Here is a 14,514-nt window from a genome sequence, read left to right as displayed (position 1 = left end):
AGATAAGCACACCACAAGGCCACGAATGGCCGGAATCTCGGAGGGAGAGAAGTGGCAAATCAACCGATCAAGATGGACACCGGGAACAAGGTGTTGCTGTTTATCGCGTCGCTGGCGCTGTTGGCCACGGTCCTTTTCCTGGTGTCGCACCTGGCCGGCTGGCTCGCCGGTTTGCAGGTCTCCCAGCCCGAGACCGTTAGCGAGGAGCGGATCGCTCAGCGCATCGCCCCGATCGGTCAGGTCACTTCCGGTCGGGTGGATGCAGCCGAGGAAGCGGACGATCTGAGCCCGGGTGATATCTACTCCAACGTCTGCGCGGCCTGCCATGATAGCGGCGCCTCCGGCGCCCCGCTCAAGGATGACACCGACGAGTGGAGCAATCGCCTGAACGAGAAGGGTCTGGAGGGGCTGTTCGAAAACTCCATCAATGGGATTGGCGCGATGCCGGCCCGTGGTGGTGATTCGAGCTTGAGCGACGAACAGGTGCAGGACGTTGTGGCCTTCATGCTGGATGAGGCCGGTGTGGAACATGATCACGAGCCCGCCACCGATGACAACGGTAATGGCAACGGCAATGGTGATGAGGCGGCGGCCGCCGAGGGCGACGAGCCGGTCGAGACCACCGAAGCGGGTGAAGCGGCCGCCGAAGAAGAAGCGGAAGCCGTTGCCGCAATCGCCGTCGACGAGGGTGATGTCGAGCGTGGCCAGTCTCGCTATAACACCTGTGTCGCCTGCCATGGTGCCCAGGGCCAGGGTACCCCGGTGTTCCCGGCGCTGGCCGGTCGTGATGCGGAATACATCGCCGATAAGCTGGTGCGTTACCGTGCCGGCGAGACGGTGGGTGACCGGACGGCCCTGATGGCGCCGAATGCCGCGAACCTTTCGGATGAAGACATCGCGGACCTGGCGGTCTACGTGGCGACCTTCGAAGACTGATTGGCGTCGCTAATCTCAGTACCGAAGCCCCGCCCGGGTTCAGCCCGCGCGGGGCTTTCTTTTTGCTGGGGTGCTTATTGCGTGCGCCAATGGTCCAGGGCTCGGTAGCAAAGGGCCTCGGTCAGGTGGGATGTTGTGATCGCTTGGGCGTCGTTGAGGTCGGCGATGCTGCGGGCGACACGCAGGATGCGGTGGTAGGCGCGTGCGGAGAGGCGGAATCGTTCGGCTGCCGTATCCAGCAGTTGTCGGTCGGTGCGCTGTAGCTGGGCGTAACGATCCAGCGCCGTGCCGTCCAGCGTGCTGTTGAGTCGGCCCTGGCGCTCGTTTTGTACCGCTCGCGCTCGGGCGACGCGCGCCGCCACACTTGCCGAGCCTTCGCAGGGTTCGTTCGAGCTGGCCAGCTCCGCGGGCGGAATGCGGGGGACCTCGATCGCGAGATCGATGCGGTCCAGTAGTGGGGCCGACAGGCGCTTGCGGTGGCGTGTGCGCTGCTCCGGTGTGCATTCGCAGCGTTCGGCTAGGTCGCAGTCGAACCCCTGTGGGCAGGGGTTCATCGCTCCTACTAGCTGGAAGCGAGCCGGAAATTCGGCCTGACGCGCCGCGCGCGAGATGTGGATGACGCCCGTCTCCAATGGCTCGCGCAGCACGTCCAGCACCGAGCGGTCAAACTCCGTTAGCTCGTCCAGGAACAGCACGCCCTGATGGGCCAGCGAGATCTCGCCGGGACGTGGAGTGCTGCCCCCTCCGACCAGCGCCACGCCCGAGGCCGTGTGGTGGGGCGAGCGAAACGGCCGTGCCCGCCAGTCCCCGCGCAGATGGGTACTGCCGCGCAGGCTGTGGATCGCGGCGGTCTCCAGGGCCTCGCCCTCGTCCATTGGGGGCAGGATGCCGGGGATGCGGGCGGCCAGCATGGACTTGCCGCTCCCGGGCGGTCCCACCATCAGCAGGTGATGTCCTCCGGCCGCTGCGATCTCCAGTGCCCGACGGGCCTGATGCTGGCCGCGGACGTCGGCGAGATCCGGATGCGTGGGCGGGGTCGCGTCAGGCGTGCGCGCGGCCGGAAGGGCGGATCGACCGGCAAGGTGAGAGCAGACCTCGGTGAGATGGTGGCCGGTCAGCACGCGCGTGCGGCTCGCCAGCGCCGCTTCGGCTCCGTCCTCCGGACTGACGATCAGGGTGCGTTCCGCATCGGCGGCCGCGAGCCCTGCAGTCAGGGTTCCGCCGACCGGCCGCAGCTGGCCGTCCAGCCCCAGCTCGCCCAGGAATTCGTGTTGGGCGAGGCTCTCCAGCGGGACCTGCTGGCTGGCGGCGAGGATGCCAAGTGCGATCCCGAGATCGAAGCGTCCGCCATCCTTCGGCAGGTCGGCGGGGGCCAGGTTGACGGTGATGCGTCGGCGGGGGAATTCGAAGCCACTGGTCTGGATCGCGGCGCGCACGCGGTCGCGGCTTTCGCGTACCGCGGCCTCGGGCAGGCCGACGATCTGGAAGGCGGGCAGCCCGTTGGCCAGGTGAGTCTCGATGGTGACCAGCGGCGCGTGGATTCCGTCGAGCGCGCGGGCGTAGGCGATGGCAATGGGCATCCTTGCCCCTCCGTTCTGTGGCCGGGCGGTCCGTGCCCGGCGCGGGGATTCAGGTGGACGTTACGATTCGCTTTTGTCGCTTGCTTGAGCTTCCAGTAAAGCGACCCGGGCCTCGAGTTCGGCCAGGCGTTCGCGGGTGCGCTCGAGCAGTGCGACCTGGATATCGAAGTCCTCGCTGGTCACCAGGTCCATGCGTTCGAAGCCGCTTTGCAGGGACGAGCGGACCTGGCGCTGCACGTCTTCCTGCACGTGACGCACCGACTCTGGCAGGCTCTCGGTGATGCGGCGGGCGAGGTCGTCGAAGCGTTTGGGATCGATCATGCGGCACTCTCCTGGCGCAAATTCTTGATGGGACCAGTGTAGCGCGTCCGGCCGGGGTCGCGGCTACTGCGAAGCCGAGCGCCCACCGTCCACCGGGATGATCTGGCCGGTGATGTACGGCGCGTCCAGCAGCAGGAAACGCACGGTGCGGGCGATATCCTCCGGACTCCCCTCGCGCTTGAGGGCGGTGCGTTCAATCATCGCCTCGTGGGTGCCGGCGTTGGTGGCATCTTCCGGCGCGAGGATCGCGCCGGGGGCGACGCCGTTGACCCGCACATCCGGTCCCAACTCGCGGGCGTAGGCCTGGGTCAGGGCCCATAGCCCAGCCTTGGCGGCGGAATACACCGGGTAGCCCTTCAGTGGGCGCAGGGCGTGGATGTCGACGATGTTCACAACGGCCCCGCGCTGGTGCCGCAGCGCCTGGTGGCAGGCCTGGATCAGGAAGGTCGGGGCCCGCAGGTTGGACCCCATCAGGTCATCCCAGGCCTGTGGCGTGATGGCGCCCACGGCGGTCGGATAAAAGGTCGAGGCGTTGTTGACCAGGAAGTCGAGGCGGCCCCATGCGTCCACGGCGTCGCGCGCCAGGCGTTCGATGGCGTCCAGGTCCAGAAGGTCGGCCTGCAGAGTGCGGGCGCTGTCGGGGCGGTCGCCGTTGAGTTCGCCAGCCAGGGCATCGGCATCCGAGTGCGATCCGCGATAATGGATCAGCACCCGCAGTCCGGCCGCGTGCAGCACGCGCGCAATGGTCGCGCCCACGCGGCGGGCCGCCCCCGTGACCAGCACCACGGGTGCTCCGTCGGGGGCCGTATCCCTGCTGTCGGACTGCGCCTGCGTCACGTCTGCCCCCGGGTTGGTACCATTCGTCGCCATGATGCCGCCGAAACCTAGCACAAACGCCCCCGACGATCCGGTCGCCGCCGCGATCGCCGAACGCCTGCAGGCCTCCCTGAAAGAGAGTATCGCGGCGGGCGACGGGTTCCTCCCGTTTCTCGATTACATGCAGGCCGCGTTGTATGCGCCAGGCCTGGGCTATTACGTGAACGGCGCGCACAAGCTGGGCGAGGGCGGCGACTTTGTAACAGCGCCGGAGCTCTCTCCCTTGTTTGGGGAAACCCTGGCCACGTGGTTGGCCCCCGTGTTGCGTGACGACCTTGGCGGGCACGGAACCATGCTCGAATTTGGGGCTGGGAGTGGCCGATTGGCGGGCGATTTTATTGCCACGTTGCGTGAGCAGGGCGTCGACTGGGAGCGCTACTGGATCATTGAGGTGAGCCCGGACCTGCGCGCCCGCCAGCAGGCGCACCTGGAAGCCACGCTCACGCCGCAAGAGTATGCCCGCGTCGCCTGGCTGGACACCTTGCCCGATGCCCCGGTGCGCGGCGTGGTGCTGGCCAACGAGGTGCTGGACGCCTTGCCGGTGGAGCTATTTCGCTGGCGCGAGGGGCGGGTCTGGCAGGTCGGGGTGACGACCGGCGTGGGTGGGGATCTGGGCCTGGCCGAGCGACCGGCTCCGCCGGCCCTGGCCGAGCCGGTGGCGCACTTGCAGGCCGAGTACGGCCCGTGGCCCGAGGGCTATCTGTCCGAGTGGCGGCCCGCGCAACGCGCGTGGGTCGGCGCGCTCGCCGATTGTCTCGCGCAAGGGGTGGCCGTGATCGTCGATTACGGTTTTCCACGTGCCGCCTACTATGCCCCCGAACGCCACCAGGGGACTCTGGTGGGCTACTACCGCCAGCAGATGATCCAGGACCCGCTCGCGCACCCCGGCCTGATGGATCTGACAGCCAGCGTGGACTTCACTGGCGTGGCCGAGGCCGCGGCGGGTGCGGCTCTCGACGTGCTCGCCTACGCCGGGCAGGGCGAGTTCCTGCTGGGTGCCGGACTGCCGCAGCGCTTCGAGGCCCGTGTGGGCAGCGGGGAGGACGCGCGTCTGACCATGCAGGCCGCCCAGGCCGTGCGCATGCTGACCCTGCCGGGGGAGATGGGCGAGCGCTTCCAGATGATGGCCCTGGGCCGGGGTTGCTCGCACCTGCCGTTGACGGCGATTCCGGATCGACGGGGCCGGTTGTGAGGGCCGCCCGGGTTTCAAGTACATGGCACCACAAGGGCTGCTTGGTTCCCGCTCGGAACGGCGGCATGCTGCAGCCATGAAAGTACTGGGTATCGAGACCTCCTGTGACGAGACGGGCGTGGCGCTGATCGACGCGGATCAGGGCCTGCTTGCGCACCGGCTATACAGCCAGACGGATCTGCACGCGATCTACGGGGGCGTGGTGCCGGAGCTCGCCTCGCGCGACCACATCCGCCGTTTGTTGCCGCTGGTGCGCGCAGTGCTGGACGAGGCGGGTGTGGACGGTCACGACCTGGATGCAGTGGCCTACACCGGTGGCCCGGGGTTGCTGGGCGCGCTGCTGACTGGGGCCTCGGTCGCTCGTGCGCTTGCCTGGGGCTGGGATATCCCGGCGCTGGCGGTGCACCACCTGGAGGGCCATCTGCTAGCACCGTTTCTGGAAGATGCCGGCCTGGACTTCCCGTTCCTGGTGCTACAGGTCTCCGGTGGGCACACCCAGCTGATCCATGCCCGCGCGCTGGGCGACTATGACTTGATTGGCGAGAGTATCGACGATGCCGCCGGCGAGGCCTTCGACAAGACGGCCAAGCTACTGGGGCTGGGTTATCCGGGGGGTCCCGCGCTGGCACGCCTGGCGGAACAGGGAGCCGCCGATGCCCTGCGTCTGCCGCGCCCGATGCTGGATCGTCCGGGTCTGGACATGAGTTTCTCCGGGCTGAAAACCGCGGTGCTGACCGCGCTGAAGAAGCAGGTCTACCGGGCGGAGGATGTTGCCCGCGCCTTCGAGGGGGCGGTCACCGACACCTTGGTGGAGAAGACCCGCCGAGGGCTGGAACAAAGCGGGGCCCCCGCGCTGGTGGTGGCGGGTGGCGTGGCCGCAAACACTACGTTGCGCGCCGGCCTGCAGGCGATGGCGCAGCGCCAGGGCGTGCCGGTGTATTTCCCGCGTCCGGAGTTCTGCACCGACAACGGCGCGATGATCGCGCTGGCGGGGCTGCGCCGACTTCAGGCCGGGGCGGTCGCAGAGACGACGGCTCCCGTGGTGGCGGCGCGGGCCCGCTGGCCGCTGGCAGAGCTGACGGCGCCGGGCGCGTAGCCGCCGCGGCCGTCAGTCGTTGGTCGAAGCCGCGGATTTGTCCTTCTTGCCGATGCGGGACTCCTCCCCGCGCATCAGACGCCGGATGTTGCTGTCGTGGCGGATGAACAGGATCACGCTCATCAGGGCGACCGCGGCGCTGATCCAGTGATCCATGCCCAAGAACACCGTGTACACCGGTGCCATGCCCGCGGCGACCAGCGCAGCCAGTGACGAATAGCGCCAGATGGCCGCGACCAGCAACCAGGTCAGCAGGACCAGGCCGCCGGCCAGCGGGTTGAAGGCGAGGATGACGCCCAGCGCCGTGGCCACGCCCTTGCCGCCCTGGAGGCGGTAGTACACCGGGAACACGTGCCCCAGAAAGGCGGCCAGGCCGATCAGTCCGATCGCCCAGCCGGGGAACAGGTCCAATTGCAGGGCCACAAATACGGGTAGCCAGCCCTTGCCGACATCCCCGATGAGCGTGATGATGGCCGCCGTTTTGCCCCCGGAGCGCAGCACGTTGGTGGCGCCGGGGTTCTTCGAACCGGTGGTGCGCGGGTCCGGCAGGCGCAGCAGGTTGCTGACCAGGATGGCCGTGGAAAGCGACCCCAACAGGTACGCGATGATGATGCCGATTGTAATGCCCATGAGCGGTCAGCCTGCCTGCGCGGGTCGAGAGGATTCGGCCGCACATGATACGCAAGCTGGTGGCCGCCGTTCAGGGCGCTGAGATGGGCGGGGGACATTCGCCGGGTGGCGCGCCGACGTTGGTGCTGTTGCATGGCTGGGGTTTCTCCGGCGCGGCGTGGGCACCTTTACGCGCAGCCCTTCCGGCTGCGACGCGTGTGCTGGCCCCGGATCTCCCTGGGCATGGTGCGGCCGGTGATGGCGAGGCGTTGGCCGATGTCGAGCGTTCGGCGGCGGCCCTGATCGGGTCTCTGCCATCGGAGGTGGTGTGCCCGGTCTGGGTCGGCTGGTCCTTGGGTGGGCTGGTCGCGCTGGCGGCGGCCCGTCAGTGGGCGGGCCCGCAGGGCGTACTGCTGATTGGTTCCACGCCGCGCTTTGCGCGGGGTGGCGATTGGCCGGCTGCCCTGCCGTGGGCCGAGCTGGAGGATTTCCGGACGGCGCTGCGGGGTGACCGTCGCCGGCTTGAACGCCGCCTGGCGATGCTCTGCGCCCGCGGCAGCCTGGATGCGGCCTCGCTCGCCCGCACTCTGACCGCCCAGTTGCAGGCCAACCCGGCGGCGCCCGATGGGCTGGAGGCCGGGCTGACCCTGCTGGAACGGTCCGATCTGCGCTCCGCCTGGGCGGATGTGGAGGCGCCCGTGGGGGCGTGGCTGGAGGCCGGGGATGCGCTGGTGCCAGCGGCCGTCGAGGCGTCCCTTCAGAAATTGCGACCGGATGCCCGGATCGGCCGCGGGCCGGGCGGCCACGCCGAGTGGTTCCAGCGGCCGGAGCCACTGGCCGGATTTATCTCCGAATTTTTGTCCGATTGCGGCACCAAGGAGCCGGCATGAGCCAACCCGAAGGATTCAATCTCGACAAGGCGCGCGTGCGCGCGGGTTTTGCCCGCGCGGCGGCGACCTACGAGGAGCATGCGGTCCTGCAGCGGGAGGTGCAGGACCGCATGCTGGGTCGGCTCGACTGGATCCGCATGGAGCCGGAGCAGATCGTCGATCTCGGTTGTGGTACCGGCGAGGCCCTGGACCACCTGAGCCGCCGCTATCGCGGGGCGCGCCTGACCGGTGTGGATTTTGCCCCGACGATGGTGGCCCGGGCGCGCCGCCGCGGCCGCTGGCTGCGGCGGCCCCGGGTCGTCTGTGCGGACCTCGAAGCATTACCGTTGGCGGAGCATTCGTTCGATCTCGCGATCTCCAGTTCGGCCCTGCAGTGGTGCGCGAGTCTGGATCAGGCCTTCGCCGAGGCGCGGCGTATCCTGCGCCCGGGTGGCTTGTGGATGTTCACCACCTTTGGTCCGGACACCCTGCGCGAGCTGCGCGCGGCCTTCGCTGCGGTCGATGGCGGGACGGGCACGCATGTAAACGCGTTTATGGATATGCACGACATCGGCGATGCCCTGGTGCGGGCCGGTTTTGCCGACCCGGTGATGGATCAGGAGGCGCTGACCCTGACCTATCCGGATCTCAACGGGTTGATCCGCGACTTGCGCGGTGTTGGGGTGCGCAACGCCCTGTCCGGGCGCTCCCCCGGATTATTCGGTCCTCGTCGTCTGCGCGCCGTGGCCGAGGCCTACGCGCAGGCGTTCGGCGTTGACGGGCGTCTGCCGGCGACTTGGGAGGTGGTCTATGGCCATGCCTGGGTGCCGGATGCACCGCCGCCGTCGCGTCCCGCGGGTCGCGTGATACCGGTGCAGCCGGTTCGTTGATCTGGATCAAATCTTTCCGACCCGCAGGCCTCGCCTGCGCGCGCATGAAGAATGTATTCTTGCTCTGGTCAAAAGTTCCGCTGATCGCGCTTAATATCCGAGTGAGATAGGCGGTATTGGTTTTTTGTGGGCCCGGAATGGGGTAGAGTTCACGCCCCCGAACGATCGGGACATCCGTGTTCCCCGCAGCAAGGTGGAAAAGTCATGTCACAAGCAGCCACTACGGCGGGTGCCGCACCCGCAGCGTCAGTCGCGACTTCCGAGCAGTACAACTACGCGATCATCAAGCGGTTCGCCATTGCCGCCATCCTCTGGGGTGTGTTTGGCATGGCGGCGGGCGTCTGGATCGCTTCGCAGCTGGCGTTCCCGTTCCTGAACTTCGATATCGCGCAGATCACCTTTGGGCGTTTCCGCCCGGTCCATACCTCGGCCGTGATCTTCGGGTTCGGGGGTAATGCGCTGTTTGCCACCTCTTACTACATCGTTCAGCGAACCTGCCAGACGCGCCTGTGGAGTGACTCCATGGCGAGCTTCACCTTCTACGGGTGGAACCTGGCGCTGATCCTGGGCGTGATCACCTACATGATGGGGATCACCCAGGGCCGCGAGTACGCCGAGTTCAACTGGCAGATCGACATCATCATCCTGGTCGTCTGGGTGGCCTATTTCATGGTCTTCCTGATGACCCTGCTGCGCCGTAACCAGCCGCACATCTATGTCGCGAACTGGTTCTTCATGGCCTTCATCCTGGCCACTGCTTTGCTGCACATCTTCAACAACATCCAGGTCCCGGTGGGCCTGTTCCATCCACACTCCTACTCCATTTTCTCCGGGGTGCAGGATGCGATGACTCAGTGGTGGTATGGCCATAATGCGGTGGGCTTCTTCCTGACCGCGGCCTTCCTGGGGATGATGTACTACTTCGTGCCGAAGCAGGCCGGACGTCCGATCTACTCGTACAAGCTGTCCATCATCCACTTCTGGGCGCTGGTCTTCCTGTACATGTGGGTGGGTGCGCACCACCTGCACTGGACGGCCCTGCCGGACTGGGTGTCCACCTTGGCGGCGACCTTCTCCATCCTGCTGCTGCTGCCCTCCTGGGGTGGCATGATCAACGGCATCATGACCCTGTCGGGCGCCTGGGATAAGCTGCGTACCGACCCGATCATGCTGTTCCTGATCACCGCGCTGGCCTTCTACGGCATGTCGACCTTCGAAGGTCCGATGATGTCCCTGAAGAGCGTCAACGCGCTGTCCCACTACACCGACTGGACTGTGGGCCACGTGCACTCGGGCGCGCTGGGCTGGGTGGCCATGATCACCTTCGGCTCCCTGTACCACCTGATCCCGCGGCTGTGGAACGTAAACCTCTTCAGCCTGAAGCTGGTGTACGTACACTTCTTCCTGGCGACCATCGGGATCGTGCTGTACATCACCGCGATGTGGGTGGCCGGTATTGGTCAGGGCCTGATGCTGCGCGCCTTTGACCAGTACGGGAACCTGGCCTACACCTTCACCGAGTCGGTGGTGTTCCTGCACAAGCCGTACGTGGTGCGCGCCATCGGTGGCGGGTTCTTCCTCGCCGGCATGCTGATCATGGCGTTCAACATCGCGATGACCGTTCGCTCGGGCATCAAGGCCGAGGCCCGCGAGGCCCAGGCCGCGTCCGCCGAAGCCCGCACGGCCTGATTAGGGAGAGACTAGATCCATGAAGCATGAAAGCGTTGAAACCAATGCCGGCCTGCTGATCATCCTCACCCTTGCGGTGATCAGCGTCGGCGGCCTGGTCGAGATCGTGCCGCTGTTCTACATCGACGACACGATCGAAGAAGTGGACGGTGTCCGCCCGTACACCCCGCTGGAGCAGCGCGGGCGTGATATCTACGTCCGCGAAGGTTGCTACACCTGCCATTCGCAGATGGTGCGCCCGTTCCGTGACGAGATGCTGCGCTATGGCCACTACTCGCTGGCGGCCGAATCGCAGTACGACCATCCGTTCCAGTGGGGCTCCAAGCGCACCGGTCCGGACCTGGCCCGTGTGGGTGGCAAATACTCCAACGAATGGCAGGTCCAGCATCTGATTGACCCGCAGTCTCTGGTGCCGGAGTCGATTATGCCGGGCTACCCCTGGCTGGCGACGACGCCGCTGAACTACTCCGACATCGAAGCGCGGATGATCGCGCTGAAGCGGGTTGGTGTGCCGTACTCGCTCACCGACGAGGAATACGAGGCCAACGTCGAGCGGTTCGGTGCGGAACACGCCCGGATGTTCGATATTCGCGACGCCGAGGACAACCTGGTTGGCCAGGCTCAGGCCGAGAACTTTGACGGTAACCCCGGCACCATCACGGAGATGGATGCGATCGTCGCCTATCTCCAGGTCCTCGGGACCATGGTCGACTTCAGCGCATACGACGACGGGCACTTTGCCGAATTCCGGTAAGGAGGAGCGGGCGCCACAATGATGGGACTTTGGGAATGGATTACGGACATGGGCAACAGCAAGATCGTCGCGCTGTTGCTGTTCATGAGCACCTTTATCGGTGTGGTGATCTTCCTGTTTTCCAATCGTCGCCGCGCCCAGAAGTTCGAGACGTATCGCTACATTCCTCTGGATGACGATGATTCACATCGGGAGCCCGTGGCCCGGCGTGACAAAACCGAGAGTGACGAGCAATGAGCACACAGGACAACCGCGATAAGGACCAGAAGAACCAGGTCGAGACCACTGGGCACGTCTGGGACGGGGACCTTCAGGAATATAACAACCCGCTCCCGCGCTGGTGGCTGTGGGGCTTCTACGCCACGGTGGTGTTCGCGCTGGTGTACTGGCTGATCTACCCGGCCTGGCCGATTGGTGACAGCTTCACCAAGGGCTTTAACACCATCACCTTCGAACAGGGTGGTGAAGAACGCACCATGCACTGGAATACGCGTGCGCTGTTGGCCAAGGACATGCAGACCGGTACCTATGCCGTGCGTCAGCGCGAGATGCTGGAGCAGGTCGCCGGCCAGGACTATGAAACCATCCTGGCGGATGCCGACAGCATGAGTTTCGTGAACGCCTACGCCCAGGGTTCCTTCGGGACCTGGTGTGCCGCTTGTCACCAGGTGGGCGGCGCCGGTGTGGTTGGGCAGTACCCGAACCTGCGCAATGACCATTGGAAGTGGGGCGGGACCGTTGACCAGATCGAAGAAACCCTGCGCCAGGGCCGTCTGGGTTACATGCCGGGTTACCGTGACACCCTGAACAGTGACCAGCTGAACCAGGTTGCCGCCTACGTGCTGTCCCTGAACGACTACAGTGTCGACCAGGATGATGCCGATGCCGGCGAACGGATCTTCACCGGCTCCGATGGCGGGTGCTTCCAGTGCCACGGCATGGACGCCCAGGGCCTGAGTTCTCAGGGCGCGCCCAACCTGACCAATGACCTCTGGGGTCTGGTTGACGTGCGTGGCGCAGAGAGCGACAGCGAGCGTCAGCGCCTGGTTGCCAACTTCGTCCGTGACGGAGCCCAGCGCGAGATGCCCGCCTTTGCCGATCGCCTGTCGGAAGCGGAGATCAAGATGTTGACGGCCTATGTCCACTCGTTGGGCGGTGGTCAGTAAGCGGGGACTTCAGACCCGGCGGCTGGCGCCAGGGCCGGCGGCCTGCCGCAGATCTTTAAAGGGGTGTCCAACGGGCAGGATTGACGCCCGGAGGCACCCCTGTTTTGTTGCAAGGAACCGTACCCGCGGGCAAGGCTGGATCTTGCCCCACGCTGCCGGATTAACCTCCGGGAGGTTTTGATGTCCCAGGCCCAGCCGTTGTACGAGGCGCGCGTCCCGATCCACCCGCGATCGGTCAAGGGGCGTTTTCGCAATCTGAAGACGGGTATTCTGCTGCTCGCCTACGGCGTCTTTTTCGGGCTGCCCTGGATTCGCTGGGAACGCGAGTACGGCCCCGACCAGGCGGTCCTGTTTGATATCCCGGGGCGTCAGTTCCACATCTTCGACCTCGTGGTCTATCCGCAGGACATCTTCTGGCTGGCCGGTTTTCTGGTGCTCGCCGCCTTGTTGCTGTTCTTTGTGACGGGGGTGGCCGGTCGTGTGTTTTGTGGCTATTTCTGCTTTCAGACCTTGTGGACCGATGTCTTTATGTGGCTGGAACGCAAGATCCAGGGTGAGCGTCCGGCCCGCCTGCGCCTGGCTAAACAGCCCTGGAACGGCGAGAAGGTCTTCAAGTACGGCCTGACACACCTCTCCTGGCTCCTGGTGGCCTTTTCCACCGGGCTTGGGTTTGTCCTCTACTGGGGGAATGCACCTTCGATTGTGGCCGACTTTTTTACCGGCCAGGCCGTCTACGCCGCCTATGTCACCGCAGGCATCCTGACCGCGACGACCTATACCTTCGCGGGCCTGGCGCGGGAGCAGGTGTGCACCTTTATGTGCCCCTATGCCCGTTTCCAGAGTGTGATGTTCGATCGCGACACCATGATCGTGTCCTATGACGATGGGCGCGGCGAGGGCACCGCAGGCCGGGCCAAGGTGAAGGCGGGCTTGAAGACGCGCGAAGAACGCCAGGCGGCCGGGGTCGGCGACTGCATCGATTGTGGCTACTGCGTCCAGGTTTGCCCGACCGGCATTGATATCCGTGACGGGCTCCAGGTCCAGTGCATCCACTGTGCGCTGTGCATCGATGCCTGTGACACCATCATGGACAAGCAGGGCTGGCCGCGTGGGCTGATCGCCTACACGTCCGAGCGCGAGCAGGAGGGGGGCAAGACCCGCCTGCTCAAGGGCAAGACACTTGGCTATGGGGCCGCGGTGCTGATCGTGATCGTCGCACTCGTCGGCAGTATCCTCGGCCGCCCGCCGGTGGATGCCAACGTGAACCAGGTTCGCCAGCCTCTCTATGTCCAGATGTCCGATGGGCGCACCCAGAACGGTTACGAGATTCGGCTGAACAACACGGCTGACCGCGAGCTGGATTTCGAGATCGGGCTGGCCGGTCTGGACGGGGCCGAACTGGACCTGGGACAGGTCGAGATCATCCGCCTTGAGCCGGGCGAACGCCTGACCGTGGTCGCGCGGGTGCGGTATGACGTGCCGGACGGCACGCCGTCGCCGAAACCCTTCCGGTTTGTGATCACGGATCGAGATGGCTACATCGAACCGCTCGAGGTGAACTCGCAGTTCAGTCATCGGTAACGAATCGGCCTCCGGGCCGCCGGCCGCAGAAACAGCAATCATGCTGGCGGATTTGACGCAATGTCATGCAACCCTCTAGGTTGCTAAATCGCAGGAAACGAAGAAACCATTATGAGCAATCTCGTCATCACCCTGGGGGTTGGCAGCGCCGTACTGGCCTTGCTGTTCGCCCTGATCTATCGCTTCACTCGCCTCAAGGCCTATAGCACCTCGGCGGTGGTGGTGGCCTTGATGTTCTTCGTGTTCATCCCCTACTCGATCCTGACCTGGCAGGGCGCGGATGTCTTCGCGATTCATCTCGCCTTGTACATCATTGTTCCCTACGGTCTCGGGATCGTCTTCACCCAGAAAGAGGCGGAGGCCGAGAACGGGGGCAAGGCCAAGATCGGGCGCCTGCATTGGGCTCCGCTCGTGCTGGTCGGCTTCTTCACCATTGTGGCGTCGGTCCAGGCGGTTCTGATTACGCTGGCACATAACGGGATGCCGCAGCAGTTCATCGGCTCCATCCTGCCCGAACCGGAAAACCGGGCGGAACAAGTCACCTCCGGGTTCCCTGGCACCGTGGCGGGGATGGAGAGCCGCAAGCAGGCCCTCGCGGTGCATCGGGTCTCCGAACTTCTGGAACAACGGCAGAAGGGTTGGCAGGTCCGTCAGGGTTGGTTGGAGCGCCCCACCGAGGGCGAGACCGCGACCCTTCAGGTCGAGGTACGCGATGCCGAGGGTGACCCGATCAATGATGCCCAGGTCCGGGGCCTGTTCATGTGGTTGGCCGACGAACGCCGCGATCAGACCTTCGAGATGCAGGCGATGGGGGACGGTCTCTACCAGGTCGAAGTCGCGCTGCCGGCACCGGGCCGTTGGGACTTGCGCTATCAGGTCGTTCACGACGGGGAACTGCTCGAGCAACAGGCCCGCACCCGTGTGCGTAGCGGCCGCTCCGGCTGAACGAACGCCC

The 14,514-nt window shown here is 65.6% G+C and carries 15 protein-coding genes; 11 read left to right on the top strand and 4 right to left on the bottom strand.

Going from position 1 to position 14,514, the window contains the following annotated elements; all coding sequences use genetic code 11:
* The first annotated feature begins 51 nt into the window (after positions 1-51).
* Complete coding sequence (locus D002_RS0112640; protein WP_018142296.1) at positions 52-936, top strand: c-type cytochrome; 885 nt, start codon at positions 52-54, stop codon at positions 934-936.
* Between the two features lie 74 nt (positions 937-1,010).
* On the opposite strand, the gene D002_RS0112635 is transcribed toward D002_RS0112640, so the two are convergent.
* The 3 genes from D002_RS0112635 to D002_RS0112625 all read right to left on the bottom strand — a co-directional run bounded on the left by D002_RS0112635 (position 1,011) and on the right by D002_RS0112625 (position 3,623).
* On the bottom strand, positions 1,011-2,516 hold the full coding sequence (locus D002_RS0112635) for a YifB family Mg chelatase-like AAA ATPase (protein WP_018142295.1): 1,506 nt from the start codon (positions 2,514-2,516) through the stop codon (positions 1,011-1,013).
* 60 nt (positions 2,517-2,576) lie between these two features.
* Entirely contained in the window at positions 2,577-2,837 is a 261-nt protein-coding gene (locus D002_RS0112630; protein WP_018142294.1) for a ubiquinone biosynthesis accessory factor UbiK, read from the bottom strand.
* Positions 2,838-2,900: 63 nt separating this feature from the next.
* Positions 2,901-3,623, bottom strand: a complete 723-nt coding sequence (locus D002_RS0112625) for a pteridine reductase (protein ID WP_018142293.1) — start codon at positions 3,621-3,623, stop codon at positions 2,901-2,903.
* Between the two features lie 82 nt (positions 3,624-3,705).
* Between D002_RS0112625 and D002_RS0112620 the strand changes: the two genes are divergently transcribed.
* Both D002_RS0112620 and tsaD read left to right on the top strand, forming a co-directional pair.
* Positions 3,706-4,905 (top strand): class I SAM-dependent methyltransferase, encoded by a 1,200-nt coding sequence (locus D002_RS0112620; RefSeq protein ID WP_018142292.1) that lies wholly within the window; start codon positions 3,706-3,708, stop codon positions 4,903-4,905.
* Between the two features lie 76 nt (positions 4,906-4,981).
* On the top strand, positions 4,982-6,001 hold the full coding sequence (gene tsaD / locus D002_RS0112615; RefSeq protein WP_018142291.1) for a tRNA (adenosine(37)-N6)-threonylcarbamoyltransferase complex transferase subunit TsaD: 1,020 nt from the start codon (positions 4,982-4,984) through the stop codon (positions 5,999-6,001).
* Positions 6,002-6,013: 12 nt separating this feature from the next.
* Here tsaD and plsY read toward each other — a convergent pair whose 3' ends face one another.
* Positions 6,014-6,631: a glycerol-3-phosphate 1-O-acyltransferase PlsY gene (plsY, locus tag D002_RS0112610; protein WP_018142290.1), complete on the bottom strand. Its 618-nt coding sequence runs from the start codon at positions 6,629-6,631 to the stop codon at positions 6,014-6,016.
* A gap of 44 nt (positions 6,632-6,675) precedes the next feature.
* On the opposite strand from plsY, the gene D002_RS0112605 reads away from it, so the two are divergent.
* The 8 genes from D002_RS0112605 (at position 6,676) to D002_RS0112570 (ending at position 14,504) form a co-directional block, all read left to right on the top strand.
* A complete protein-coding gene (locus D002_RS0112605) occupies positions 6,676-7,500 on the top strand; it encodes an alpha/beta fold hydrolase (protein WP_018142289.1) in 825 nt (274 codons plus the stop codon).
* Entirely contained in the window at positions 7,497-8,369 is an 873-nt protein-coding gene (bioC, locus tag D002_RS0112600; RefSeq protein WP_018142288.1) for a malonyl-ACP O-methyltransferase BioC, read from the top strand. The genes D002_RS0112605 and bioC overlap by 4 nt, the downstream gene beginning before the upstream one ends.
* 204 nt (positions 8,370-8,573) lie before the next feature.
* The gene (gene ccoN / locus D002_RS0112595) at positions 8,574-10,058 is read left to right on the top strand and encodes a cytochrome-c oxidase, cbb3-type subunit I (protein ID WP_018142287.1); all 1,485 of its coding nucleotides are present in this window, start codon (positions 8,574-8,576) and stop codon (positions 10,056-10,058) included.
* 19 nt (positions 10,059-10,077) lie between these two features.
* A complete protein-coding gene (gene ccoO, locus D002_RS0112590; RefSeq protein WP_018142286.1) occupies positions 10,078-10,812 on the top strand; it encodes a cytochrome-c oxidase, cbb3-type subunit II in 735 nt (244 codons plus the stop codon).
* Between the two features lie 18 nt (positions 10,813-10,830).
* Positions 10,831-11,049, top strand: a complete 219-nt coding sequence (locus tag D002_RS0112585) for a cbb3-type cytochrome c oxidase subunit 3 (protein WP_018142285.1) — start codon at positions 10,831-10,833, stop codon at positions 11,047-11,049.
* Positions 11,046-11,978 carry a cytochrome-c oxidase, cbb3-type subunit III gene (ccoP, locus tag D002_RS0112580; RefSeq protein WP_018142284.1) on the top strand — a complete coding sequence of 311 codons (933 nt, stop codon included), beginning with the start codon at positions 11,046-11,048 and terminating at the stop codon, positions 11,976-11,978. The genes D002_RS0112585 and ccoP overlap by 4 nt, the downstream gene beginning before the upstream one ends.
* Positions 11,979-12,158: 180 nt before the next feature.
* Entirely contained in the window at positions 12,159-13,559 is a 1,401-nt protein-coding gene (gene ccoG / locus D002_RS0112575) for a cytochrome c oxidase accessory protein CcoG (RefSeq protein WP_018142283.1), read from the top strand.
* A 111-nt stretch (positions 13,560-13,670) separates the two neighbouring features.
* Positions 13,671-14,504, top strand: a complete 834-nt coding sequence (locus tag D002_RS0112570) for a FixH family protein (protein ID WP_018142282.1) — start codon at positions 13,671-13,673, stop codon at positions 14,502-14,504.
* Positions 14,505-14,514 lie beyond the last annotated feature (10 nt).

Origin of the sequence: Thioalkalivibrio sp. ALJ7, assembly GCF_000376865.1 — a bacterium.
Taxonomy (GTDB): Bacteria; Pseudomonadota; Gammaproteobacteria; order Ectothiorhodospirales; family Ectothiorhodospiraceae; genus Thioalkalivibrio.
The sequence above is the reverse complement of the archived record's forward strand: the minus strand, read 5'-3'. Positions and strand labels throughout refer to the sequence as shown.

What these genes read in the sequence shown, in the direction of transcription:
- D002_RS0112635 (WP_018142295.1), bottom strand. Translation starts at nt 2,516, where the DNA reads ATGCCCATTGCCATCGCCTACGCCCGCGCGCTCGACGGAATCCACGCG.
- D002_RS0112630 (WP_018142294.1), bottom strand. Translation starts at nt 2,837, where the DNA reads ATGATCGATCCCAAACGCTTCGACGACCTCGCCCGCCGCATCACCGAG.
- D002_RS0112620 (WP_018142292.1), top strand. Translation starts at nt 3,706, where the DNA reads ATGATGCCGCCGAAACCTAGCACAAACGCCCCCGACGATCCGGTCGCC.
- tsaD (WP_018142291.1), top strand. Translation starts at nt 4,982, where the DNA reads ATGAAAGTACTGGGTATCGAGACCTCCTGTGACGAGACGGGCGTGGCG.
- plsY (WP_018142290.1), bottom strand. Translation starts at nt 6,631, where the DNA reads ATGGGCATTACAATCGGCATCATCATCGCGTACCTGTTGGGGTCGCTT.
- D002_RS0112605 (WP_018142289.1), top strand. Translation starts at nt 6,676, where the DNA reads ATGATACGCAAGCTGGTGGCCGCCGTTCAGGGCGCTGAGATGGGCGGG.
- bioC (WP_018142288.1), top strand. Translation starts at nt 7,497, where the DNA reads ATGAGCCAACCCGAAGGATTCAATCTCGACAAGGCGCGCGTGCGCGCG.
- ccoN (WP_018142287.1), top strand. Translation starts at nt 8,574, where the DNA reads ATGTCACAAGCAGCCACTACGGCGGGTGCCGCACCCGCAGCGTCAGTC.
- ccoO (WP_018142286.1), top strand. Translation starts at nt 10,078, where the DNA reads ATGAAGCATGAAAGCGTTGAAACCAATGCCGGCCTGCTGATCATCCTC.
- D002_RS0112585 (WP_018142285.1), top strand. Translation starts at nt 10,831, where the DNA reads ATGATGGGACTTTGGGAATGGATTACGGACATGGGCAACAGCAAGATC.
- ccoP (WP_018142284.1), top strand. Translation starts at nt 11,046, where the DNA reads ATGAGCACACAGGACAACCGCGATAAGGACCAGAAGAACCAGGTCGAG.
- ccoG (WP_018142283.1), top strand. Translation starts at nt 12,159, where the DNA reads ATGTCCCAGGCCCAGCCGTTGTACGAGGCGCGCGTCCCGATCCACCCG.
- D002_RS0112570 (WP_018142282.1), top strand. Translation starts at nt 13,671, where the DNA reads ATGAGCAATCTCGTCATCACCCTGGGGGTTGGCAGCGCCGTACTGGCC.